At 64.9% G+C, this 23,526-nt stretch carries 23 protein-coding genes; 13 read left to right on the forward strand and 10 right to left on the reverse strand.

The features are described 5' to 3' along the window. Window positions 1–14 precede the first annotated feature (14 nt). From BMX43_RS08740 to BMX43_RS08755, 4 genes are read right to left on the reverse strand one after another with little or no spacing between them, the layout of a single operon-like run. Entirely contained in the window at window positions 15–1,052 is a 1,038-nt protein-coding gene (locus BMX43_RS08740; RefSeq protein ID WP_091300388.1) for an LLM class flavin-dependent oxidoreductase, read from the reverse strand. Continuing rightward, on the reverse strand, window positions 1,052–1,984 hold the full coding sequence (locus BMX43_RS08745) for a flavin reductase family protein (RefSeq protein WP_091300392.1): 933 nt from the start codon (window positions 1,982–1,984) through the stop codon (window positions 1,052–1,054). Before BMX43_RS08745 ends, BMX43_RS08740 begins: the two co-directional genes overlap by 1 nt. Further along, on the reverse strand, window positions 1,981–2,775 hold the full coding sequence (locus BMX43_RS08750) for an alpha/beta fold hydrolase (RefSeq protein ID WP_091300395.1): 795 nt from the start codon (window positions 2,773–2,775) through the stop codon (window positions 1,981–1,983). The genes BMX43_RS08745 and BMX43_RS08750 overlap by 4 nt, the downstream gene beginning before the upstream one ends. Continuing rightward, window positions 2,747–3,349 carry an amino acid synthesis family protein gene (locus BMX43_RS08755; protein WP_091300397.1) on the reverse strand — a complete coding sequence of 201 codons (603 nt, stop codon included), beginning with the start codon at window positions 3,347–3,349 and terminating at the stop codon, window positions 2,747–2,749. Before BMX43_RS08755 ends, BMX43_RS08750 begins: the two co-directional genes overlap by 29 nt. A gap of 97 nt (window positions 3,350–3,446) precedes the next feature. On the opposite strand from BMX43_RS08755, the gene BMX43_RS08760 reads away from it, so the two are divergent. Beyond that, window positions 3,447–4,130 carry a GntR family transcriptional regulator gene (locus BMX43_RS08760; RefSeq protein WP_091300400.1) on the forward strand — a complete coding sequence of 228 codons (684 nt, stop codon included), beginning with the start codon at window positions 3,447–3,449 and terminating at the stop codon, window positions 4,128–4,130. Between the two features lie 74 nt (window positions 4,131–4,204). Here BMX43_RS08760 and BMX43_RS20380 read toward each other — a convergent pair whose 3' ends face one another. Beyond that, on the reverse strand, window positions 4,205–5,185 hold the full coding sequence (locus tag BMX43_RS20380; protein ID WP_091300404.1) for a helix-turn-helix transcriptional regulator: 981 nt from the start codon (window positions 5,183–5,185) through the stop codon (window positions 4,205–4,207). A 586-nt stretch (window positions 5,186–5,771) separates the two neighbouring features. Here BMX43_RS20380 and BMX43_RS08770 point away from each other — a divergent pair. Continuing rightward, complete coding sequence (locus tag BMX43_RS08770) at window positions 5,772–6,635, forward strand: SH3 domain-containing protein (protein ID WP_245749426.1); 864 nt, start codon at window positions 5,772–5,774, stop codon at window positions 6,633–6,635. Between the two features lie 52 nt (window positions 6,636–6,687). On the opposite strand, the gene BMX43_RS08775 is transcribed toward BMX43_RS08770, so the two are convergent. Then, complete coding sequence (locus tag BMX43_RS08775) at window positions 6,688–8,079, reverse strand: SLC13 family permease (RefSeq protein ID WP_091300407.1); 1,392 nt, start codon at window positions 8,077–8,079, stop codon at window positions 6,688–6,690. Window positions 8,080–8,149: 70 nt separating this feature from the next. Between BMX43_RS08775 and BMX43_RS08780 the strand changes: the two genes are divergently transcribed. Next, complete coding sequence (locus tag BMX43_RS08780) at window positions 8,150–8,950, forward strand: AraC family transcriptional regulator (RefSeq protein ID WP_217643945.1); 801 nt, start codon at window positions 8,150–8,152, stop codon at window positions 8,948–8,950. A 45-nt stretch (window positions 8,951–8,995) separates the two neighbouring features. Here BMX43_RS08780 and BMX43_RS08785 read toward each other — a convergent pair whose 3' ends face one another. Next, the gene (locus BMX43_RS08785; RefSeq protein ID WP_091300412.1) at window positions 8,996–10,834 is read right to left on the reverse strand and encodes a M3 family oligoendopeptidase; all 1,839 of its coding nucleotides are present in this window, start codon (window positions 10,832–10,834) and stop codon (window positions 8,996–8,998) included. Between the two features lie 375 nt (window positions 10,835–11,209). On the opposite strand from BMX43_RS08785, the gene BMX43_RS08790 reads away from it, so the two are divergent. Genes BMX43_RS08790 through BMX43_RS08805 form a run of 4 tightly spaced genes read left to right on the forward strand, consistent with a single transcriptional unit; the run spans window position 11,210 to window position 15,123 of the window. After that, a complete protein-coding gene (locus BMX43_RS08790) occupies window positions 11,210–12,601 on the forward strand; it encodes a circularly permuted type 2 ATP-grasp protein (protein ID WP_175482072.1) in 1,392 nt (463 codons plus the stop codon). 4 nt (window positions 12,602–12,605) lie between these two features. Further along, complete coding sequence (locus tag BMX43_RS08795) at window positions 12,606–13,556, forward strand: alpha-E domain-containing protein (protein WP_091300418.1); 951 nt, start codon at window positions 12,606–12,608, stop codon at window positions 13,554–13,556. Further along, window positions 13,556–14,365 (forward strand): transglutaminase family protein, encoded by an 810-nt coding sequence (locus BMX43_RS08800; RefSeq protein WP_091300421.1) that lies wholly within the window; start codon window positions 13,556–13,558, stop codon window positions 14,363–14,365. The genes BMX43_RS08795 and BMX43_RS08800 overlap by 1 nt, the downstream gene beginning before the upstream one ends. A 32-nt stretch (window positions 14,366–14,397) precedes the next feature. Next, window positions 14,398–15,123 (forward strand): proteasome-type protease, encoded by a 726-nt coding sequence (locus BMX43_RS08805; protein ID WP_091300863.1) that lies wholly within the window; start codon window positions 14,398–14,400, stop codon window positions 15,121–15,123. Window positions 15,124–15,222: 99 nt separating this feature from the next. Here the strand turns inward: BMX43_RS08805 and BMX43_RS08810 are convergent, their stop codons facing one another. Then, window positions 15,223–16,176 carry an alpha/beta fold hydrolase gene (locus tag BMX43_RS08810; protein WP_091300424.1) on the reverse strand — a complete coding sequence of 318 codons (954 nt, stop codon included), beginning with the start codon at window positions 16,174–16,176 and terminating at the stop codon, window positions 15,223–15,225. Continuing rightward, window positions 16,176–16,460, reverse strand: coding sequence for an SCP2 sterol-binding domain-containing protein (locus BMX43_RS08815; protein WP_091300427.1), 285 nt, complete (start codon window positions 16,458–16,460; stop codon window positions 16,176–16,178). The genes BMX43_RS08810 and BMX43_RS08815 overlap by 1 nt, the downstream gene beginning before the upstream one ends. Window positions 16,461–16,533: 73 nt before the next feature. Between BMX43_RS08815 and BMX43_RS08820 the strand changes: the two genes are divergently transcribed. From BMX43_RS08820 to BMX43_RS08840, 5 genes are all read left to right on the forward strand, one after another. Further along, complete coding sequence (locus BMX43_RS08820; protein ID WP_091300430.1) at window positions 16,534–17,106, forward strand: tetratricopeptide repeat protein; 573 nt, start codon at window positions 16,534–16,536, stop codon at window positions 17,104–17,106. Between the two features lie 12 nt (window positions 17,107–17,118). Beyond that, complete coding sequence (locus BMX43_RS08825) at window positions 17,119–20,037, forward strand: helicase-related protein (protein ID WP_091300434.1); 2,919 nt, start codon at window positions 17,119–17,121, stop codon at window positions 20,035–20,037. Next, a complete protein-coding gene (locus tag BMX43_RS08830) occupies window positions 20,038–20,382 on the forward strand; it encodes an RNA-binding S4 domain-containing protein (protein WP_245749427.1) in 345 nt (114 codons plus the stop codon). 70 nt (window positions 20,383–20,452) lie between these two features. Then, window positions 20,453–20,791 (forward strand): ferredoxin FdxA, encoded by a 339-nt coding sequence (gene fdxA / locus BMX43_RS08835; protein WP_091300437.1) that lies wholly within the window; start codon window positions 20,453–20,455, stop codon window positions 20,789–20,791. Window positions 20,792–21,084: 293 nt separating this feature from the next. Then, the gene (locus BMX43_RS08840; RefSeq protein WP_091300440.1) at window positions 21,085–21,594 is read left to right on the forward strand and encodes a CarD family transcriptional regulator; all 510 of its coding nucleotides are present in this window, start codon (window positions 21,085–21,087) and stop codon (window positions 21,592–21,594) included. 48 nt (window positions 21,595–21,642) lie between these two features. On the opposite strand, the gene cobS is transcribed toward BMX43_RS08840, so the two are convergent. Further along, entirely contained in the window at window positions 21,643–22,407 is a 765-nt protein-coding gene (gene cobS, locus BMX43_RS08845) for an adenosylcobinamide-GDP ribazoletransferase (RefSeq protein ID WP_091300444.1), read from the reverse strand. Between the two features lie 81 nt (window positions 22,408–22,488). On the opposite strand from cobS, the gene cobT reads away from it, so the two are divergent. After that, window positions 22,489–23,499 carry a nicotinate-nucleotide--dimethylbenzimidazole phosphoribosyltransferase gene (gene cobT, locus BMX43_RS08850; RefSeq protein ID WP_091300867.1) on the forward strand — a complete coding sequence of 337 codons (1,011 nt, stop codon included), beginning with the start codon at window positions 22,489–22,491 and terminating at the stop codon, window positions 23,497–23,499. The last annotated feature ends 27 nt before the right edge of the window (window positions 23,500–23,526 follow it).

A 23,526-nucleotide genomic window follows, 5' to 3' on the forward strand; every position in this document is an offset into this window, starting at 1 on the left:
GTGTCCTTTCCGGGTCAGGCGAAAGCGGGCATCACGTCGCGGATCAGCCGTTCAAGCGAGGCTTTCTTGCGCGCGAAGCTCATGCCGGTGTCGATCCAGAAGCTGAACTCGTCATAGCCGAGCGCCTCATACCCCTTGATCCGTTCAATGACCTCGGGGGCCTCGCCGATGATCTGGTTCTTGCGCATGGCCTGCGCCGAATAGAACGGATGCGCGGCGATTTCGGCCTCGGTCAGCTCCTGAATCAGCCCCTGCGAGATCGGGCGTTCGTTTTTGAACCAGGCCCCGAAATAGCAGTAGAACTTGTTGATCTCTTCGGCGGCCAGTTGCGCATCGGCCTCGCTGTCGGCCACATAGGCATGGCGCAGCACCATGATCTTCGGGCGTTCCACCTCGGGGTGGGCGGCGCAGGCGGCGTTGAAACGGTCCATCAGGCTGACCACCTCTTCATCGCCCAGATGCAGCGGCGTCACCTGCACGTTGCAGCCCTGCGACACGGCAAAATCATGGCTGTTCGGGTCACGCGCCGCGACCCAGATCGGCGGGCCGGGCTGTTGCAGCGGCTTGGGCGACGATGTGGTTTTCGGGAACTGCCAGTATTCGCCCGCATGTTCGTAGTCGCCCGCCCACAGCGCCTTGATCGCCGGCACCAGCTCGCGCATCCGCCCGCCCGCACCCCAGGCATCCAGTCCCGGCAACAGCCGTTCATATTCAAAGCTGTAGGCGCCGCGCGCGATGCCCAGATCCAGCCGCCCATCCATGATGATATCGGCCATCGCCGCCTCGCCCGCCAGCCGGATCGGGTGCCAGAACGGCGCGATCACCGTACCGGTGCCCAGCCGCACGTTTTTCGTGCGCCGGGCCAGATCGACAAGGTTCAACAGCGGGTTCGGCGCGATGGTGAAGTTCATGCCGTGATGCTCGCCCGTCCAGATGGCGTGCATGCCACCTTCATCGGCGATGCGGCACAGTTCGATCATCTCGTCGTAAAGCTGCTTCTGGTCCTCTTCGGCCGAAACGCGCTCCATATGGATGAAGAGTGAGAATTTCATCAGTTCTGTCCTTCCGCGATACGTTGCACGCGTCCCTGTTCATGTGTGCCGAAATAGATGCCGTAATTGCCCATGCGGGATTCTTCGGCGAGGCGCTGCAGCATCTGGCGCAGCGCAGGATCGGTCACATCGGCGACCCCTTCGGCGGTCAGTTCGACAAAGGCGCCCTTGGCGGTGCGGCCAAGGCTGGCCGGGCAGCGCAGCGCGATATGTTGCGTGCCAAGGCCCGCATCTTCGTACACCGCATAGATCGAGCCGGGTTCCGCCTTGACATCAAGGCTGGCGATCAGGCTGGCCAAGGCGGCATGAACACCTTCGCGCCCGACGCGCACCATCGGCACCGACAGACCGCCGCGCCCGTCATCGACCAGCAGCACCTGACCTTCGGCCTCCAGAATGGCCGAGATCACCACATCCGGCCCGGCGGGCAGTTGCGCCGTCGTGGCGGCGGGGGTGACATAGGCGCCGCGATGATAGCCAAGGCCGGGGGCGGCGCTGGCCTCGAACGCGCCGATGCGGCCCAGAAGAATGGTGTGGTCGCCCGCCGGAATGACCTGTTCCAGCGTGCAGTCGAACCATCCCGAAACCCCGGCAATCAGCGGAGACCCGACGGGTCCATGCCGCCAGTAGACACTGGCGAACCGATCCTCCGAAGGGCGCGCGAAGGTGGCCGACACATCCTTTTGCCCTTCGGACAGGATGTTCACGGCAAAGCCCTTGCCACTGACAAAGCTGTGCAGGTTGATCGAGCTGTTGGCGATCGACACCAGAAGCAGGGGCGGATCCAGCGACACCGAGGAAAACGAGTTCGCGGTAAAGCCAAGCGGCTTGCCGCTGGCATCCAGCGTCGTGACCACGGTCACGCCGGTCATGAAACAGCCGAAGGCGTCGCGCAGGGCGCGCGGGTCCAGCGGGGTTGGGTCAGTGGTCATGCCGCGATCTCCTTGATGGACAGCCAGCGTTGAAGTTCCGCAGAAACAGCTTCGGGTGCGGTCAGGTTGACCATGTGACGATGCCCGGTGATCACCACGGCCCGGCCTTTCGGGGCCATCGCGGCCATGGCTTCGGTCATGGCTGGGGTGGAATTGGCATCACCGTCCCCGGTCAGCACCAGCAGCGGGCAGCGGATTTCGCCCAGACGATCGGCATAGATGCCGTCGCCTTCGGCAAAGGCACGATAGGCCGCAGCATAGCCTGCGGGCGAGACTTTGCGCAGCCAGCCCGCCACCGCGTCGCGCAGGTCGGCCTGGTCCGGGCTGAACCAGCGGGCCAGCGGCGCCTCGATCCCGCCGGCACCGGCGGCGATTTCGGCGGCACGGGCCAGAACGGCGGCGCGGGCCGCAGGGCTGCGGCGATGCACGCCGTTCAGCAGGGCCGCGCGGCGCACCAGTTCCGGGTGTTCCACTGCCAGCCCGCCCGCGATCAGCGAACCCATGGAGTGGCCAGCCACCGATACCGGCCCCAGACCCAGCGCCTGAATGACACTCGCCGCCCAGGCGACATAATCGGGCAATTGCGGCTGACCGGGCAGCGGATCGCTGTCGCCATGGCCCGGCATATCAACTGCGATCACGCGATGATCCGTGGCCAGTGCGGCGATCTGTGGCGCCCATGCCTCGGCCCGCATGCCCACGCCGTGGATCAGCAGAAGCGGTTCCCCCGCTCCTGCCTCGATCACGCGGACGGACAGGCCATCAGACAGACGCAGGGTTCGCGACATCATGGCCCAGATCCTTGAGGTCTTGATAGCGGTCGCCGATGCGGTGATGCGGGCGCCCGCCCGTTGACGCGCCAAGCGCCACGACGATCTCGTCGGCGGCGGGGGCGTCGGGGATCGAGAAATGGATGGTCTGGTAATGCGAGCGGCGGCCCTCGTCATGCTTGTCCATCAGCGGGATCATCACCGGGCAGTTGGCCGGGCCACGCACATTGGTGAAGGCCAGATAGGTCTTTGCCCCCAGCGCCTGACGGTAGTGGTTGCCAAAGCGCAGCGTGTGGATCAGCGCGTTGGCGTGTTCCAATTCGCCATCCAGCCCGACGACCGCGGCCTTGCCATAGCCTTCCACCGCATCGGCGCCGCCTGCGGCTTCCAGGATCATCGCGGTCAGAAGCTGCCCCAGTTCGGGGGCGACGGCGTGGATCATCGGCTTCAGATCCTCGACGAAGCCTTGCCCGGCCCAGGGGTTTTTCAGCACCGCTGCCGCCGTGATCAGCTTCAGGGGTTTGGGGGCGGCGCGGCCGCCTTCGATCAGCGTTGTCTCGATGGTGGTGAAGGTCTTGCGAATCTGTGCCGACATTGGGGTTCTCCAGTTCATTAATGGTATGTTGGTATACCATATGGTCACATGTCAAGTCGAACTTGATTTACCGGAATCCACCGCCTATCCTGCAGCCATGGACCAGACACATGACACCGATCTGCGGATCGACCATTCGCCCACGACACTGCGGGAACTTGCGGTGGATCGCTTGCGGCAAGCCATCATCTCGGGCCGGTTCAGCGGCGGCGAGCGTCTGGTTGAACGCACGCTATGCGACCAGCTCGGCGTATCACGCTCGGTCGTGCGCGAGGCGATCCGCTATCTGGAGGCGGAAGGGCTGGTGGAAACGCTTGCCCGCAGCGGTCCGATGGTGGCAAAGCTGGACTGGGCGCGCGCGCGCCAAGTCTATGATATCCGTGGTCTGCTGGAGGCCGAGGCTGCTTCTGCCTGTGCCAGGCTGGCGGATGACGGGGTGAAAGCGCGTCTGCATGCCGCGCTGCGCACCCTTGAGGCGGCATTCACCGATGCTGACCCAAGCCGCCTTTATCACGCGACAACAAAGTTTTACGAAGTGATCTTCACGTCGGCGGGCCATGACATCGCGTGGGAGATCGTGCAGCGCCTGAACAGCCGGATTTCCCGGCTGCGTGCCCTGACACTGGCAACCACGGATCGGCGGGTTTCTGGCCCGGCCCATATGGCGCGCATCTGCGAGGCGATCTGCAACAATGACGCCCCTGCGGCAGCCAAGGCAGTGCGCGTGCATCTGGCCGATGCGGCCGAAATCGCCCGAATGCTCCTGGAAAAAGAGACGTAAGGGCAGCCTTATCGCCGCCACCCATGTGCCCCAAGCACCGGCGCGGACCTTCGGCCTTGGCGCGTAGATCCAGATCAGGACCGGCGGCGCCTGGCACCCGTCAGAGTCTCGCCGGGGCTTTCGCCATAGGCCAGACGATAGGCCCCGGAAAACCGGCCAAGATGGGTAAAGCCGCAATCCAGCGCGATTGTAGTGACCGAATCCCCCGGCTGGGCGGCGCACAAACGGTCGCGCGCCCGTTCCAGCCGCATCCTGTTCAGCACGGTGCTTGGTTCCATCGCACGCGTTTCCATGAAGGCCAGTTGCAGACTGCGCAGACCAACGCCCACTTCACGGGCGATTTCGGCCATCGACAGCGGTTCGTCGCTGCGGGCGCGCATGATCTCTTCGGCCAGACGCACACGCCGCGCCGGGGCAGGCAGGGTGCGCAGTTCATCAAACGTCTGCACTGTCTCGACGACGATACCCCGAAGCAATTCGTTCACCAGTACCGCAAGAGCTGCAACGGCCTGCGAAGACACCGGGGGGGCGCCATCGTGGAAATGGCCGGTCACAAGATCCAGAAGATCGGACAGGCGCCGATAGCTGGGCGCCGAATTCAGGATTGGCAACCCGTCGGGCAGGCCCGGCAGATCGCGTTCGATGTCGTCAGCGATCTGCGCGCGCAGGTCGGCCCAGGGCGTCATAACGGCGCAGGCCCGGAACAGGCCGCCACCATCGGGCGCGTCAACCCGGGTGCGCCGCGCACCGGGCGCAACCAGAAGCCCGCCGCGCTGTGTCATCCGATACTCGGCAGCCGCGACCCGAAGCCGCAGGTGCCCGGCTCGTGGCATCAGCAGGGTGACAGCGGTTTCCTCTGCGACTTCGACGACATGCCCGGTCGATTGCACATGGCTGACGCGGGGCCCGTTGCGGCGCAACTCGGCGGTATCGACACGAATGCGGCCATTGCCCTCGGACAGCGCGAAGGCCCGTGTCTGATCAAACATGTTCGACGCGAAGGCTTTGCCGTGGCCATCGTCAGGGCCGTGCTGGGTTGTGCGGATCGAAAGCAAGGAATAGCTCCGCCAGAGACGTATTCGGGAAGGGACAATCTACCCAGAAGATAGCTTCGCGGGTTCAGAAGACGAGGGGGTTTTCCGCAGTTCGCGCAGAGCCTTGATCGACCGACCAGAAAATCCGCAACGATTGCCGTGTTTCGCATTCCGGATAGACGGAAAGGCGGGCCTGCGCGACTCTCAAGCGGAGCTTTTCATTCCACCGCCTGCAGATTGCTTTGGATGCGTTTCAGGCTACATGTCTACCTTACGGAGTGCTGATCCTGACTACCGCGACGCTGTGCCGCCAAGGCGCCCCGAGTCGGGCCGCGTCGATGACAAGGGCTGATGACGCCATGGCCGGAAACCCGCCACAGTTCTGCGCGCCTGTTGCCAAGGCGCGCAGGGCAGACCCTGAAACCTTGGAACAGAGCTGATGCCCATGCCCATGCGTATCCTTCGACTAGCCGCCATGGCACTTGCAGTGACTGCTTTCGCGCAGATCCCTTCGCCCACATCCGCGCAGACCACGACACAGAGGGTAACCTTCCCGACCGGGAAGGACAGCGGCACTGTGAAAGGGCGCATTGCCGGGGATGAGGCCATGCGTTTCACGCTCGGTGCGCGCGGGGGGCAGCGGATGATCGTCGAGATGACCACCTCCAACGCCTCTGCCTATTTCAACATTACCGCGCCTGGCGCGGCAGAGGCGCTGCATATCGGATCGGTTGCAGGCAATAACTTTGAGGGGCTTTTGCCCACGACCGGCGATTATACGGTCGAGGTCTATCTCATGCGCAATGCGGCCCGGCGGGGCGAGGCGGCGGATTTCGCGATCAGTTTCCGCATCGCTGCGGCAGCGGCAGCGGTGCAGTCCGATTTTGCGGATGGGCTGGCCGGGGGGCCGGACTATTGGGCGGTCAGCGGTTTGCCGCCGGGCGATCGGCTGAACCTGCGCGCCGGGCCGGGAACAGCGCAGCGCGTGCTGGGCAGCCTTGGCGAAGGAGAGGTGATCCGCAACCTTGGCTGTCGCATGGAGGGGGGCGGGCGCTGGTGTCAGGTCAGCACCTCTTATGGCACTGGCTGGGTGGCCGGGCGTTTTTTGCGCGAATCGTCGGCGCCGGGGGCCAATATAGCGCCACCCGCGCCGCTGCCTGCCGCCAAACCGGGCCAGCCTCGCGGCAATGGCGAGCCCTTCACCGCCATGGGCACGCTGCCCTGCGCCCGAGCCAAGGGCCAGCCGACGGGGCCATGCGCTTTCGGCGTGATCCGTCCGGCGCTTGGCGAGGCCAACCTCTGGATCGCCCATCCCCAAGGCGGTGAACGCTACATCCTGTTTCAGGACGGTGCGCCGGTGTTTACCGATGCTCAGGCCAAGATCCGGTTCGAGAGGGAGGTCGATCTTTACTTGATCCGCATCGGCGCCGAGCGTTTCGAGGTGCCGCGGGCCGTGATCTATGGGGGCTGACCCGGCCCGTCCTGCACCAAAGGTTGTTAACTGCCTCCGGTGCAGGCAGTTTTCACAGCCAGCCCAGCAGTTTCCACCACAGGAAATCCACCGGCACCAGGACCAGCAGCGTCAGTGCGGCCAGCGGCAGGGTGATGCGCAGCAGGTGGCCCAGCCGTTCGCCTGACAATTGCATCGCCACGACCAGCGGCCCCACCTGATAGGGAAACAGGACGGTGGAAAAGCCGATCACCTGTGTCATCAGCACGGCACGCAACCCGAAGCCTGATTGGGCTGCCAGATCGGGCGCCATCGGTGTCAGCACCGCCGGAACGCCGGGGACGGTGGCGATCAGCCCGGTCACCGTGGACATCACCGACAGCGCCATGAAGTTCAGCGCCTCCCGGCCCGGCTGCAAGGGCAGCATCCGCTCCAGCGTCTGGCCGATCATCGTGCCAAGGCCCGAGGCATTGACCAGCGCCCCAAGCGCCAGCGCGCCCGCCACGAACAGCAGCATCCCGAAATCGACAGAGGCCTTGAAGGCGGGCGGCTCGACCACGCCGATGCGCGGCAACAGCAGCACCACGGCGGTGGCCAGCCCGATCCAGGCGGGGTTGATGCCGTGCAGACTGTCGGTCATCCAAAGCGCAAGGGTGACCAGCAGCACCAGCCCCACGCGCCGTTGCATGGCGGCACTGGCGGGGGCGGCTGTGGCGGGCTGCGGCGCGGCGGCATCGCGGCGCACCGTATCCGGGAACAGGCGCAGCACCAGCAGCACGGTCAGCAGCGATTTCAGCAGGCCCAGAACCGGATAGTGCAGCAGCAGGTATTCGGTATAGCCGAAGCTGGCATGGTGGAGCGTCTCTGCCGTGCCGGACAGGATCATGTTGGGGATGTTGGAGGGCAGGATGGCAAAGCTGGGCATGTTGCAGCCCAAGGTCAGCACCACGGCAATGCCGATCCGCCCGTTGGCGCCTTTGCCAAAGCCGCAGCGATCTGCCAATGCCATGCCGATGGGCAGCAGCACGACCGCGCGCCCCACCGAGGATGGCATCAGGAACCCCAGCGCCATGGCGACACCCATCAGCCCGCCGATCAGCCGCGGATAGCTGCCGGTCAGCAGCGGCGCCATGACGCTAGCCAGCCGGTCGCCCAGACCGGACCGGCTGATCGCCGCGCCGATCACGAAGCCCGAAACGATCAGCCAGACCGCCGCCGAGCCGAACCCGGCAAACACCAGCTCTGGTGTGGCCAGACTGAAGATCAGCGTCAGGGCGAACAGCAGCAGGGTGGCCAGATAGGGCGGCACGGCGCCCGTGCTCCACAACAGCAGTGTCACGAAGACGATGCCAAAGATGCGCGCCTGTGCCGGGTCAAACCCCGCAGGCGGCACCAGCGCCAGCCCAAGGGCCAGCGCGATCAGCCCGCCGATGATGATCTGTTTCGTGTGCTGGATGCCCGTCATGGCCCTCGTCGCTCCTGTTTGATCCTGTGGCAAGACTGTAGCGCGGTGGGGGAAAATGCGTTAGACCGCCATGATGACAACAGATGTCGATAACACGCCAAACTTTGATCCCAGCGCGGTGGCCTTTGTCCGCGACCCGGCGCGCCCGGTGTTGACCCATGCGCGGCTGTTGCAGGCGGGGGCGGCGGTGACGCCGCATCACCACCCGCGGGGGCAATTGCTGTGGGCGGTGCAGGGGGTGTTGCGGGTGATCAGCGAAAGCTCGGTCTGGATCGTACCGCCCAGCCATGCGGTGTGGATTCCGGGGGGCACGCGGCATCAGGTGGTGACCGAAAGTGCGGCGCAGACCCGCAACCTTTACGTCGATCCCTCGCGCCCGATCCGTGACGCGGCGCAGGGGTGCGGCGTGCTGCACCTGACACCGCTGCTGCGCGAGGTGATCCTGCGGCTGGTCAGTGACGCCACCAAGGACAACACTGACCGTTACCAGCGTCTGTGCGAGGTGGCGCTGGACGAGATCGCCGCGCTGGAAACCGCGCCGCTTTGCCTGCCGGGCGGGCGTGACCCCAGACTGGTGCGCTTGACCCGCCATCTGGGCCAGAACCCCGCCGATCCCCGCCCGCTGACCGCACTTGCCGCTCTGGCTGGGGCCAGCCCACGCACGATGGAGCGGCTGTTCCGGCAGGAAACCGGCCTCGCCTTCCGACAGTGGCGCAGCCAGTTGAAGTTGCTTGCGGCAATCGAACGGCTGAGCCATGGCGAAAGCAGCACCGCCATCGCCTATGCGCTGGGCTATAGCAGCCCCAGCGCCTTTGTTGCGGCGTTCCGCCAGCATTTTGGCAGCCCGCCGCAAAGCTTTCTGGCTGGCTGAGCTACACGCCAGACGCACCCGATGCGGGGCGCGTCTGGCAAAGGTTCAGGCCTCCATCGCTTCCAACTCGTCGATGAAGCCTGCGATCATGCTCAGCCCCTTGTCCCAGAAGGTCGGGTCCGAGGCGTCAAGCCCGAAGGGGGCCAGCAGTTCCTTGTGGTGCTTTGATCCGCCTGCTTTCAGCAGGTCGAAATACTTTTCTTCAAAGCCCGGCAGGCCCGAGGCATAGACGGCATAAAGCGCATTCACCAGACCGTCACCAAAGGCATAGGCATAGACGTAGAAGGGCGAATGCACGAAATGCGGGATATAGGCCCAGAAGGTCTCATACCCGTCCATGAACTCGAAGGCATCGCCCAGGCTTTCGGCCTGAATGCTCATCCACAGGGCGTTGATGTCATCGGGGGTCAGCTCGCCTTCGGCCCGTGCGGCGTGCAGTTTGCATTCGAAATCATAGAAGGCGATCTGGCGGACGACGGTGTTGATCATGTCCTCCACCTTGCCGGCCAGCAGGGTCTTGCGTTCGGCGGGGGTCTGCGCGCCGTCCAGCAGCTTGCGAAAGGTCAGCATTTCGCCGAACACGCTCGCCGTTTCGGCCAGCGTCAGCGGGGTGGAGGACAAAAGCTCGCCCTGCGCCGCCGCCAGCCGCTGGTGGACGCCGTGGCCCAGCTCATGCGCCAGCGTCATCACGTCGCGCGGTTTGCCAAGGTAGTTGAGCATCACATAGGGATGCACGGTGGTGACGGTGGGATGGGCAAAGGCGCCCGGCGCCTTGCCGGGCTTCACGCCCGCGTCAATCCAGCCCTTGGTGAAGAAGGGTTCGGCCAGTTCCGCCAGTTTTGGCGAAAACGCGGCATAGGCGCCCGACACGGTGGCGCGGGCGGTTTCCCAATCCACGATTTTGGGCGCTTCGATCGGCAGGGGCGCGTTGCGGTCCCAGACCTGCAGTCTGTCCAGCCCCATCCATTTCGCCTTCAGCCGGTAATAGCGATGGCTCAGCTTCGGATAGGCGGCGACCACGGCATCGCGCAGCGCCTGCACCACCTCGGGTTCCACATGGTTGGATAGGTGGCGCCCATGCTGCGGCGTGGGCATCTTGCGCCAGCGGTCGTGGATTTCCTTTTCCTTGGCCAGCGTGTTGTGCACACGGGCAAACAGCTTGATATGCTTGTCGAACACGGCGGCCAGCGCGCGGGCGGCGGCTTCGCGTTTCGTGCGGTCGGTATCGGTCAGCAGGTTCAGCGTGGATTCAAGGTTCAGCTCTTCCGCCTCGCCTTCCACCGTGAACATCAGCCCGGCCATGGTTTCGTCGAACAGCTTGTTCCAGGCGCTGGCACCGACCACCGATTCATCATGCAGGAACTTTTCCAGTTCGTCCGACAATTGATGCGGGCGCATGGCGCGCATCCGCTCGAACACCGGCTTGTAGCGGGCGAGATCGGCATTGGCGGCCAGCAGGCCATCAAGATGCGCATCCTCCAGCCGGTTGAACTCCAGGCTGAAGAACACCAGCGGGGTGGTGAAGGTGGTTATACGGTCCTGCACATCGGCCATGAACTTGGCGCGCTCGCTGTCCATGGTGTTCTGGTAATAGCGCAGGCCCGCGTAAGACATGATCCGCCCGGCGATCACGTCGATCTGCTCATAGGCCAGCACACAGGCCAGCAGCCCGGCGGCGTCAAGGCTGGCCAGCTTGCCCTCGTAGGTCAGCGCGAAATCGGCGCAGGCTTTTTCCAGCCAGGCCATGTCGCGGGTCAGTTCGGGGGCATCGGGGGCGGGGTAGAGATCGGTCAGATCCCAATCCGGCAGGGCGCCAAGCGGGGCTGCGCCTGCGCCTGACATGGCGGCGGCGTCGAAGACGGGGCGGGGAACGGAAACGGGCATCAGGAACCTCCGGCAATGCTTTGGCCACAGATAGGCAGTCGAAGGGCGGCGGCGCAAGCCCGTGCGGGTGGGCATGGGGCGCAAGCGGATGTGATCTGCCGCCGCCGTGATGCGGTTGCGCTGGGGGAGGCAAGGCCGAAAGACGCGGCATTTCTGGCCTTGCAGGGCTGTCGGATCGACCGGTCAGGGCAGGAGAGACCGATGTTGACGCCTGAAGTGCCTAAATTTCGGGCAACAGGCGAGATTGTAATCATTCTTCTGCCCCTTGCGCCGCAAACATCGGCGTCTCCGCTTCCCTCTGCCGGAACGCACTGATTAACTGGCCTCAAGCAAGACCGTGGGGGGTGGCTTCAGGTGACGAGCTATTTCAACGAAATGTATCAGGATGGTGCAGTCCGGGCGCCTTATGCGCGCCTTGAAGACTGGATGCGCACCATGCCTGCCGAATTCAGGCAGATGAAGCAGGCCGAGGCCGAGGCGCTGTTCCGGCGCATCGGCATCACCTTCGCCGTCTATGGTGAAGGCGGTGACCCGGATCGCCTGATCCCCTTCGACATGTTCCCGCGCGTGTTCACCGCGACGGAATGGGGCAAGCTGGAACGCGGCATCAAGCAGCGCGCCCGCGCGCTGAACGCCTTTCTCGTCGATGTCTATGGCCGGGGCGAGATCGTGCGGGCCGGGCGAATCCCGGCGCGGCTGGTCTATCAGAACGAGGCTTACGAGAAAGCCGTGGTGGGCTTTGTGCCGCCGAAAGGCGTTTATAGCCATATCGTCGGCATCGACCTCGTGCGCACCGGGGCGGAAGATTTCTTCGTGCTGGAGGACAACTGCCGCACGCCATCGGGCGTGTCTTACATGCTGGAAAACCGCGAAATCATGATGCGGATGTTCCCGGACCTGTTCCGCGAAAACCGCATTCAGCCGGTGGACAGCTATTCCGACCGGCTGCGCCGCACGCTGGCCTCTGTCGCCCCCGCCAAATGCCGGGGCGAGCCGACGGTGGTGCTGCTCACACCCGGCCATTTCAACAGTGCCTATTACGAACACAGCTTCCTCGCCGACCTGATGGGGGTCGAACTGGTCGAGGGGCAGGATCTGTTTGTGGAAGGCGAATATTGCTGGATGCGCACGACCGAAGGGCCGAAGCGCGTGGATGTGATCTATCGCCGGATCGACGACGCCTTCCTTGATCCGCTGTGCTTCAACCCGTCTTCCATGCTGGGCGTGCCGGGGCTGATGGATGTCTATCGTTCCGGTGGCGTGTCAATCTGTTCGGCGCCGGGGGCGGGGGTAGCTGACGACAAGGCCGTCTATACCTATGTGCCCGAAATGGTGCGCTTCTATCTGGGGGAAGAGCCGCTGTTGCAGAACGTGCCCACCTGGCAATGCGCCAAGGCGGATGATCTGAAATATGTGCTCGACAAGATGGAAGAGCTGGTCGTGAAAGAGGTGCATGGCTCGGGCGGATACGGGATGCTGGTCGGACCGAAGTCCAGCAAGGCCGAGGTGGAGGCCTTCCGCCACAAGGTCATGGAAGACCCCGACAACTATATCGCCCAGCCGACGCTGGCGCTTTCGACCACGCCGACCTTCGTGCAGGAAGGCATAGCCCCCCGCCATGTGGACCTGCGGCCCTATTGCCTTGTGGGGGAAAGCATCGACCTCGTGCCCGGCGGGCTGACGCGCGTCGCGCTGAAAGAGGGCAGTCTTGTCGTGAACTCGTCGCAGGGCGGGGGCGTCAAGGATACCTGGGTGCTGGCGGAGTAAGACCATGCTGAGCAGAACCGCAGACAACCTCTATTGGATCGCCCGCTACATGGAGCGTGCCGACATCGCGGCCCGCCTGTTGGAAGTGGGCTCGCGCATCTCGCTTTTGCCGGGGGTGCAGGGCTATCGCAGCGAATGGGATAGCCTTTTGCAGTCCTCGGGTACGGCCGACGGGTTCGCCAAGAAATATGGCGATCCGGTGCAGCGCAACATCGAAAGCTATCTGTTCTTTGACCGCGACAACCCCTCGTCGGTGGCCAGTTGCATCACGGCGGCGCGCGAAAACGCCCGCATCGTGCGCACGGCGCTGACAAGCCAGGTCTGGGATGCGCTGAACACCGCGTTTCAGGAATTGCGCCAGCTGGAACGCACCCCGCGCAGCGAGCTGGAACTGTCGCTGCTGACGGATTGGGTGATGCGCCACGCGGCCATGGTGCGCGGCGCCATAGACGCAACGCTGCTGCGCAATGACGGCTACAACTTCCTGAACATCGGCTATTATCTTGAACGCGGCGACAACACTGCGCGGCTGATGGATGTGAAATATTATGTCCTGTTGCCACGGGTGGATTTCGTGGGGTCTGGGCTGGACAATTATCAATGGGCGACCTTGCTGCGCGCCATGGGGGCGCAGCGCGCCTTCCACTGGGCCTATGGCGGCGAGGTGACGGCGGCGAAGATCGCGCATTTCCTGATCCTCAATCCGCAAAGCCCGCGCTCGCTGATCACCTGTGTCGCAGGCACCAATGCCCACCTGGCGCGTCTGGCCAAGGCCTATGGCCGCGCGACGCTGGCGCAATCGAAGGCGGCCGCGATTCTGGCAGAGCTGGAGACGACGACAGTGGATGCGATCATAGACGAGGGACTGCACGAGTTTCTGTCGCGCTTCATTGGCGAATCGGCTGTGTTGGGCCATCTGATGCATGAATGTTATCTGAGCGGGGATGTGCGCTGATGCGGCTGATCGTCGATCATGTGACGCGGTACACCTATGATGTGCCGGTACGCGGTGTGGTGCAAAGCCACCGGCTGACGCCTTCGGCCTTTGACGGGCAGACGGTGCTCGAATGGTCGGTTGAGGTCAGCGACGGGATTCCGGGCGGTGTGTTCCGCGATGGGGCAGGGGATCGGGTGCAAAGCTGGTCGGTTCAGGGACCGGTCAGCGAGATTCTGGTGCGGGTGCGTGGCACGGTGGAAACCGTCGATCTGGCCGGGGTATTGCGCGGGCACCGCGAGGTCGCCAAGCCCGAAGTCTATATGCAGGAAACCGCACCCACCCGCGTCGATACGGCGTTGATCGAGCTGTCCAAGGCCGCAGAGGGGGCGGCTAATCAGCTCGACGCGGCGCACAAGCTGTCAGACGCGGTGGCCGAGGCGATTGCCTATCGGCCCGGGGCGACCACGGCACACACCACGGCGGCAGAGGCGCTCGCTCTGGGCGAGGGGGTCTGTCAGGACCACGCCCATGCGCTGATCGCCTTGGCGCGGCATATTGGCATCCCGGCGCGCTATGTTTCGGGCTATCTTTTCGCCGATGGGGACGGGAAACAGCATGAAGCGGCCCATGCCTGGGCCGAGCTGTGGATGCCGGGGCTGGGCTGGGTCGGCTTCGATCCGGCGAATCGCTGCTGCCCGGACGAACGTTATATCCGGCTGGGATCGGGGCTGGATGCCCTGAACGCAGCGCCGATTCGCGGCACGGCACGGGGGCAGGGGCAGGAAAGCCTCGACGTGACGGTTGCGGTTGTCGCAGCGCAGCAATAGTGTTGCGCGACACAGCCGAAACGGAACTTGAAATGACCTATTGCGTGGGCCTGTTGCTGAATGAAGGCATGGTATTGCTGTCCGATACGCGGACCAATGCCGGGCTCGACAATATCTCGACCTATCGCAAGATGTTCACGTTCGAGGAACCGGGCGAGCGGGTGATCTGCATCATGACGGCCGGCAGCCTGTCGGTGACGCAGACCACCATCGCCCGCCTGCGCGAGGCGATGGAGGATCCCGACGCCGACGGCGAAACCTCGATCATGAAGGCGCCGACCATCCTCAAGGTGGCCGAGATCGTCGGCAACATGCTGGCCGAAGTGCGCACCGAGATCGGCGAGAAGATGAGCGCGCAGAAGCAGAGCGCCTCGGCCACGATGATCGTGGCAGGGCAGCGCAAGGGCGGCGCGATGCGGTTGTTCCTGATCTATCCCGAAGGCAATTTCATCGAGGCGACCGAGGACACGCCGTTCCTGCAGATCGGCGAGCACAAATACGGCAAGCCGATCCTCGACCGGGTGGTGCGGCCGGATACCTCGATCCTTGATGCGCAGAAGGCAGTGCTGCTGAGCATGGATTCGACGCTGCGTTCGAACCTGTCGGTGGGTATGCCGCTGGATATGGCCGTGATCGCACGGGATGCCTGTCAGGTGACGATGCGGCGGCGCATCGAGGCGGGTGATGAGCAGTTCCGCGCGATGAGCGAGGCCTGGTCGCGGGCGCTGCGTGACGGGTTCACCCAGATTTCTCTGTAACGCCAATCAACCGGAACGCGGCCCTTTGGGCCGCGCGTTCGATTTGTCTCGCCTGCGCGGCAAGGCCGCTTGGCTCGGGTGCCTCCGGCGGGGGGATTTTTACAAAGAAGAAGGCAGGGTGGCGTTGACGAACAGGGTGATGGCGCTGTGGTGGAAGCGGTCGCGATGGGCCGGGGTTTCCATCATTACCTCATGTCGGGCGCGCAGATAGAGATCGAGTCTGGCGGTGCCCCAGTCGCGCAGGCGCTGGCGGATGGCGCGGGGGCAGATGATGCGTTCGGTGCTGCCCAGGGCGATCAGGGCGGGGACGGGCGGGCTGGGCAGACGCGCGAGGGCCTTCAACTCGGTAAAGGCAGCGTGCAGCCAGGTCAGCGACGGGCCGCCGAGCGCCAGATCGGGGTGTGCCGTCAGGTGCTGGCGCATCCAGTGATACATGTCCGGGTCGCGGGTCAGCAGGTTGCCGCGGAACGGCGCGTGCAGCACATAGCTGAGGCGCGTGGTGGTGGGCGTGAGGCGGTGGCCCTGGCCCGACTGATGGGCGAGGCGCGACAGGGTGACGGCAAGGGGCTCTACCGTCGGGAACAGCTTGATCCCCCACATCGGGGCGGAAAAGACCGCGCTGCGGAAGGGCAGGCCGTCCTGCAGGCTGCGCAGGGCGATGCAGCCGCCCATGGAATGGCTGAGCAGGTGGAAGGGTTCGGGCAGGCCCCGGGTGTTGGCAAACTGCAGAAGGCTGCGCACATCCTGCTGGTATTCCGCGAAGTCCGTCACATGGCCCAGCGCCGGATCGGGGCCATTGCGGTCCGAAAGGCCCTGGCCGCGCCAGTCCAGCGTGGCCACCTGCCAGCCGGCACGGGTCAGGGCGATGGCGGTCGGCCCGTATTTCTCGATATATTCGGACCGACCGTTGAACAGGAAGACGGTGCCGCGCGCCGGGCCGCAGGCGGGCCAATGTGCCAGGCGCAGACGGGTACCATCCTCGGCCTGCGCCCAGACCGCATGGCCCCCATCGGGACCCTGTGCGGCATCGGCATGGAACGGCGCGGGCTGCATCAGCCGAGGGCGGCGCCCAGTTGCATGGCCAGACCCATATTGCCCTCGACCGCCAGCTTGCCGGTCATGAAGGCGGCGGTCGCGTTCATCTCGCCCTCCAGAATGGCGCGGAACACCTCGGCCTCGGCGGTCAGCGTCACATCTGCGGGTTCATCGGCGGCGCGCACACCTGCGGCGTCGATCATGATCGCGCCTTCACCGGGGATCACGAATTTCGCCACGCCGTCAAAGCCTGCAACCTTGGCCGACAATGCCGCGACGGCGGCGGTGATGACTTCGCTCATGCTGGTTCCTTTGTTCCCTGAAACGTGAGCAGAGGGTTATGGCAATTCGCCCCCTCTGCGATACAGTGAAGATATGAAAGCAGCGTTTCCTTTCCACAATCTTGTCGTGGCGGCAGTTCTGGCCTTTGCCCTGTGTGACGCTGCGGCCATGGCGGCGACACCCGAGGAAACCGCACAGCTTGACGCGCTGTTCGCCGAATTGCAGGCCGAGGAGGCCCCGCAGGCCGAACGGGCCGAGCGGGAGATCTGGCGGATCTGGTCACATTCCGGTTCGCCCGCGATGGACCTTTTGCTGGAACGCGGGCGCAAGGCGATGGAACAGGGCGATCTGGAGGCGGCGGTGGCGCATTTTTCCGCGCTGATCGACCATGCCCCCGATTTCGCCGAAGGCTGGAACGCGCGCGCCACGGCCTGGTTCAACATGGGGCGCTATGGCCAGTCGGTGGCGGATATCCAGCACACGCTGGCGCTCAATCCCCGGCATTTCGGGGCAATGGCGGGGTTCGGGGTGATTCTCGAAACGCTGGAGAAGAAAGAGCAGGCGCTGGAGGTGTATCGGGCGGTGCTTGCTATACATCCCCACATGCAGTCGGTAAACGAGGCTGCAACACGCCTTGAAGCCGAACTGGCCGGGCAGGAACTCTGAAACGGCAGGCCCATGGCAGCGCAAGGACGGGTGACGGCGGTTCTCGGGCCGACGAACACCGGAAAGACCCATTACGCCATCGAGCGGATGCTGGGCCATCGCACCGGCGTCATCGGCTTTCCGCTGCGTCTGCTGGCGCGCGAGGTTTATGACCGTATCGTGAAGGCGCGCGGGCCGTCGGTGGTGGCGCTGGTGACCGGCGAAGAGCGCATCGTGCCGGAGCGGACGCAGTATTGGGTCTGCACGGTCGAGGCGATGCCGCAGGAGATCGGCGCCGATTTCGTGGCGATTGACGAGATCCAGTTGTGCGGCGACCCGGAGCGCGGCCATGTGTTCACCGACCGGCTGCTGCGCGCGCGCGGGCTGGTGGAAACCATGTTTCTGGGGTCCGATTCCATGCGCCCTGCCATCGCGGCGCTGGTGCCGGGCACGCAATTCGTGCGGCGCGACCGGTTTTCGACGCTGACCTATACCGGGTCGAAGAAGATCAGCCGGATGCCGCCGCGATCTGCCATTGTCGGGTTTTCGGTCGATGATGTCTATGCGATTGCCGAACTGATCCGGCGGCAGAAGGGCGGCTGCGCGGTGGTGATGGGCGGGCTGTCACCGCGCACCCGCAACGCACAGGTGGCGCTGTATCAGAATGGCGATGTGGATTATCTGGTGGCGACCGACGCCATCGGCATGGGCCTGAATCTGGACATCAAGCATGTGGCCTTTTCGGGCACTTACAAGTTTGACGGGCGGCGGATGCGCCCGCTGTTCCCGCATGAGATGGGCCAGATCGCAGGCCGTGCCGGGCGGCATATGGAGCCGGGTACCTTTGGCGTGACCGGCGATGCCAGCCCGCTGGACGACGATCTGGTCGAGGCGATCGAGGAACACCGCTTCGCCCCGGTGCGCAAGCTGATGTGGCGCAACGAGGTGCTGGAATTCGGTTCGGTTGCGCGGCTGATCGCCGCGCTGGAGGCGCCGACCAGCAACGAATGGCTGATGCGCACGCGCGAGTCGGATGACCTTCAGGCGTTGAAGGCGCTGTCGGAAATGCCCGACCTGCGTGACCGGCTGAAAACCCCGCAAGCGGTGAAACTGCTGTGGGATGTATGCCGCATCCCCGATTTCCGCTCCAACGGCGGCGCGGATCATGTGCAATTGCTGCAGCGGATGTTCGGATTCCTGCAGGATGGGCGGGTTCCCTCTGACTGGTTGGCGAAAGCTGTTGCACGGATTGATCTGTGCGACGGAGATATTGACGCGATCTCGAAACGTCTGGCCTATATCCGCACCTGGACTTACGTTGCGCAGCGCAAAGGCTGGGTTGAAGACGAAAGCCATTGGCGCGACGAAACGCGCGCTGTAGAAGACCGCCTGTCGGATGCGCTTCATGCGCGGCTGACGCAAAGATTTGTCGATCGGCGCACATCCGTGCTGATGCGCCGGTTGAAACAGAAGGAGAGCCTTGTGGCTGAGGTGAATGACAAGGGTGAAGTGACGGTCGAAGGCGAATTCGTCGGCCGTCTGGAAGGGTTCCGCTTCCGTCAGGATGCCTCGGCAACCGGCGAAGAGGCAAAGGTGATGCGGCAGGCGGCGTTTCAGGCGCTGCGGCCCGAATTCCACCTGCGCGCGGATCGGTTCTACAATGCACCCGATACCGAGATGGATTTCACTGAACAGGGCGGCCTGATGTGGGGCGGTTCGGCGGTGGGCAAGCTTGTGGCAGGGTCCGAAGCGCTCAAGCCGCAGGTCGAGGCGTTTGTTGATGAAGAGGCCGGGCCGGATGTCACCGAAAAGGTGCGCCGCCGTCTGCAGCATTTCATCGACCGCAAGGTGGCCGCGCTTTACGAGCCGCTGCTGGCGCTGGGGCGCGATGAAAGCCTGCAGGGCCTGACCCGTGGCTTCGCCTTCCGGCTGGCCGAAGGGCTGGGCATCGTCACGCGCGAAAGCGTCGCAGATGACGTGAAGGCGCTGGATCAGGATTCGCGTTCGGCGCTGCGCAAGCATGGCGTGCGCTTCGGCCAGTATACGATCTTCATGCCGCTGTTGCTGAAACCCGCACCCACCCGGCTGCGGCTGGTGCTGTGGTCGCTGGCCAAGGGCCTGCAGGAATTCCCCGAAAGCCCGCCGCCCGGCCTTGTCACCATCCCGAACATCCCGGATGTGCCGAAGGATCATTACACGCTGGCGGGCTATCGCCCGGCGGGCACCCGTGCCATCCGCATCGACATGCTGGAACGTCTGGCCGATCTGCTGCGCGCCAAGGACAGCCGCACCGGCTTTGAAGCCACGCCTGACATGCTGTCGATCACCGGCATGACGCTGGAACAATTCGCCGATCTGATGGGCGGGCTGGGCTACAAGGGCGAAAAGGCCGAACGGGCGAAGGTGCGCGTCGTGGAACTGCCGAAACCTTCGGACAGTGCGGCACCGATCCCGGAAGAGGTGTCGGTTCTGGCGCCCGTGCCGGAAGAGCCGGTGGCCGAAGGTGCCGAGGCGCCAGCGCCCGAGATGGAAACCTATTACACCTTCACCTGGGCCCCGCGTCCGCGTGGCGGGGAACGCGGTCCGCGCCGCGAAGGGCAGGGGCAGGGCAACCGCGCTCCGCGTCCTGAAGGCCAGCCGCGTGGCGAAAACCGGGGGGAAAACCGCGGTGAGCGTCCGAACCGTGGCCCGCGCCCGGACCGCGCCGCCGAGGGGGCCAAGCCCGAAGGCGAGCGCGCCCCGCGCCCCGAAGGCGGCAAGCCGCGTGAGGACCGTCCGCGCCATGAAGGTGGCAAGCGCGACGACCGCAAGGGCGGCAAACCCGAACGCGGCGGCAAGGATCAGGGCCACAACAAGGCCAAGTCCTTCGAGGCGCGTCCGCCGCGCGTTGAAAAACCGATCGACCCTGACAATCCCTTTGCGGCGCTGTTGGCTCTGAAGGGCAAAGTCTGATTGGCGAAGTATCGGGCAGAGACGGCATCCAAGCCGGTGGCGGCGCCGCGCGTCACCATCCGGCTGGATAAATGGCTTTGGCAGGCGCGGTTCTTCAAATCGCGCCCCGTCGCCTGTGCGGAAATCGCCGAGGGCCATCTGCGGCTGAACGGCAATCGCTGCATGAAACCCGGCCATCAGGTGGGCGAGGGAGACACGCTCACCTTCCCGCAAGGTGGCCGCATCCGTCTGATCCGCGTGCTGGAGATCGGCACGCGGCGCGGCCCCGCCGCCGAGGCGCAGCGGCTCTATCTGGATCTGGACCCGCAGCCCGGCGGGATCGACGCCGAACACGCGGGCGAGTGATCGGGGCGGCTTGAATGATCAGGCAGCTTGGACTAACTGAACGGCAGCAACTCAAGACCGGGGCCGAACCATGACCTATGTGGTGACCGACAACTGCATCGCCTGCAAATACACCGATTGCGTGGAAGTCTGCCCGGTGGACTGCTTCTACGAAGGCGAGAATACGCTGGTCATCCACCCGGATGAATGTATCGACTGTGGCGTGTGCGAACCGGAATGTCCCGCCGATGCGATCCGCCCCGATACCGAGCCGGACATGGACAAATGGGTGGAGTTCAACCGCAAATATGCGGAGCTTTGGCCGGTCATCACCCAGAAGCGCGACCCGCTGCCCGATGCCGCCGAACATGACGGCGAAAAGGACAAGCTGACCAAGTATTTCTCGCCCAATCCGGGCGAGGGCAGCTGAAGGCAGTGCTGATTCGCCTGAATTTCGGGTGACGCTGCGGAAACTGTGCAAGGAACATGCGAATTTTGCATGGCGGCACATCTTTGCCGCATGACGCGCCGGTTGGAATCAGGCCGATTTTGTGTTATCAAGTCGTCATAAAACAATGCTGGATGCCTGACCGCCGCCTCAGGATTGCTCGCCTGGGACGGATATTCTTGTGACAGATCGCCCTCTCCGCTGGATACCTTGGTGTCCGGTCGGGGCATTTGTCGTCTGATGACGGGGGCTCGGCGCATGAGGAAGCTGCTGGAATGACCAAAACCAAGAAGCCCGAGTTCCGCCCCAACGAATTCGTCGTCTATCCGGCCCATGGTGTGGGCAAGATCATCTCGATCGAAGAGCAAGAGATCGCAGGTATTCATCTGGAGCTTTTCGTCATCTCCTTCGAGAAGGACAAGATGACGCTCCGCGTGCCCACGCACAAGGCGACGGAAATCGGGATGCGCCAGCTTTCCACCCCCGATGTGGTGAACAAGGCGCTGGACACGCTGAAGGGCAAGGCCCGGGTGAAGCGGGCCATGTGGTCGCGCCGGGCGCAGGAATATGAACAGAAGATCAACTCGGGCGATCTGCTGTCGATTGCAGAGGTCGTGCGCGACCTGCACCGCACCGACGATCAGCGCGAACAAAGCTATTCCGAGCGTCAGCTGTACGAAGCGGCGCTGGAGCGTCTGACCCGCGAAGTCGCCGCCGTATCGGGCGCAGACGAGGCGCAGGCGCAAAAGACCGTCGATTCGGTGCTGACCTCGCGCGCCGCCTGATCGCAGGCCAAATGGATAAAAGGGCCGCCTTAGGGCGGCCCTTTTGCATCAGATCAGGCTGGCAAAGGCGGCCAGCGCCGCCAGATCCGCCAGTTGCTGCGATGCCCCCAGAATGTCGCCGGTCTGCCCGCCGATCTTGCGCTGTGCCAGCAGCGCCAGCACCAGCGTGGCCGCCGCCACCGCCAGCACCGCCGCCAGCGCCCCCAAACCCCCCGTCAGCAGGGCCAGCACCGCGGCAACCCCTACCGCCGCCGCCGCCGCATCCTGTGACGGCCGCCCGACCGACGCGCTTAACCCGCTGCCGCGCGCATTGGCCATGCCCGCCATCAGCACCGCCATCGGCGCCCGGCTCAGTGCCGCTGCCGCCAGCAGGGCCGGCCAATGCCCCGCCGCCAGCAGGGCCGACACCGCAGACCAGCGCGCGAGTGTCACCAGCAGCAACCCCATCACCCCATAGCTGCCGATATGGCTGTCCTTCATGATTTCCAGCCGCCGCGCTTTCTCCCATCCGCCCCAAAGCCCGTCGCAGGTGTCTGCCAGCCCATCCTCGTGCATGGCGCCGGTGGTCAAGGTGCCCATCCCCAGCGCCAGTGCGGCGGCCAGTCCGACCGGCAGGCCAAGCACCAGCGCCAGCTGAGCCACTGCCACCGCCAGCCCTCCCAGGATCAGCCCCGCCACGGGCCAAGCCCAGACGGCGGGCGGGCTGGGGAAGCTGGCCGGAGGCGGCAGCGGCACCCGGCTGAGCAGGCTCAGCCCCGCGCGCAGATCACACATCAGGCGCGACGCGATGTCGCCGGGGTCGGTCGTGCGCATCTGGATGCCCTTTCCGGGATGGTTTCCGCCGTCGAATATCGGTAGCCAAGGTGCAACCAAGGTTCAATCGAGGACATGCCGATGCCTGCGCCTTTCTCCTCCCTTTCCGACTTCCGTGCCGTTCTGCAAGCGCTGCCGCGCAGCGATGCGCAGGCCGAGGCGGCGGCGCGTGACCGCAACGGGCAGTTGACCAAACCGCCCGGCGCGCTGGGGCGGCTGGAGGATCTGGCGATCTGGTATGCGGGCTGGCGCGGCACTGGGCGCCCGGTGCTGGAACGCCCGCAGGTCATTGTTTTCGCAGGCAACCATGGCGTCACCGCGCGCGGTGTGTCGGCCTTTCCGGCCGAGGTGACGGTACAGATGGTCGCCAATTTCCGCGCGGGCGGGGCGGCGATCAACCAACTGGCCAAGGCTTTCGGCGCCACGATGGCGGTGCACGAGCTGGAACTGGATCGCCCGACCGCCGATTTCACCACCGCCCCGGCGATGAGCGAAGCAGAGCTGGTTGCCGCACTGGCTGTGGGCTGGCAGGCGGTGGACCCCGACGCCGATCTTCTTGTGGTGGGCGAGATGGGCATCGGCAACACCACCCCCGCCGCCGCCATCGCCTGCGCGCTGTTTGGCGGCCAGCCGGGCGAATGGACGGGGCGGGGCACCGGCGTCGATGACGCCGGGTTGGCGCTGAAGACGCAGGTCGTGGCCGAAGGGCTGGCATTGCATCCCGACCGCGACCCGCTGGAGGTGCTGCGCTGCCTTGGCGGGCGTGAGATTGCCGCCATGGCCGGGGCGATTGCCCGGGCGCATCAGGCGCGGATTCCGGTGATTCTGGACGGGTTCATCTGCACGGCGGCGGCGGCGGTGCTGGCATTGGCGGCAGAAGGCGCGCTGGATCACTGCGTGGCGGGCCATGCCAGCGCCGAGGCGGCGCATCGCACGCTGCTGTCGAAGCTGGGCAAGGCGCCGTTGCTGGAACTCGGTCTGCGGCTCGGCGAAGGCTCGGGGGCGGCGCTGGCCATCGGGGTGCTGAAGGGCGCGGTGGCCTGCCATTCCGGCATGGCGACCTTTGCCGAAGCGGGCGTTTCGGACGGCTGAGCAGGGCAAGGCGGTGGGCGCAGGCGC

Source organism: Gemmobacter aquatilis (assembly GCF_900110025.1).
GTDB lineage: Bacteria > Pseudomonadota > Alphaproteobacteria > Rhodobacterales > Rhodobacteraceae > Gemmobacter > Gemmobacter aquatilis.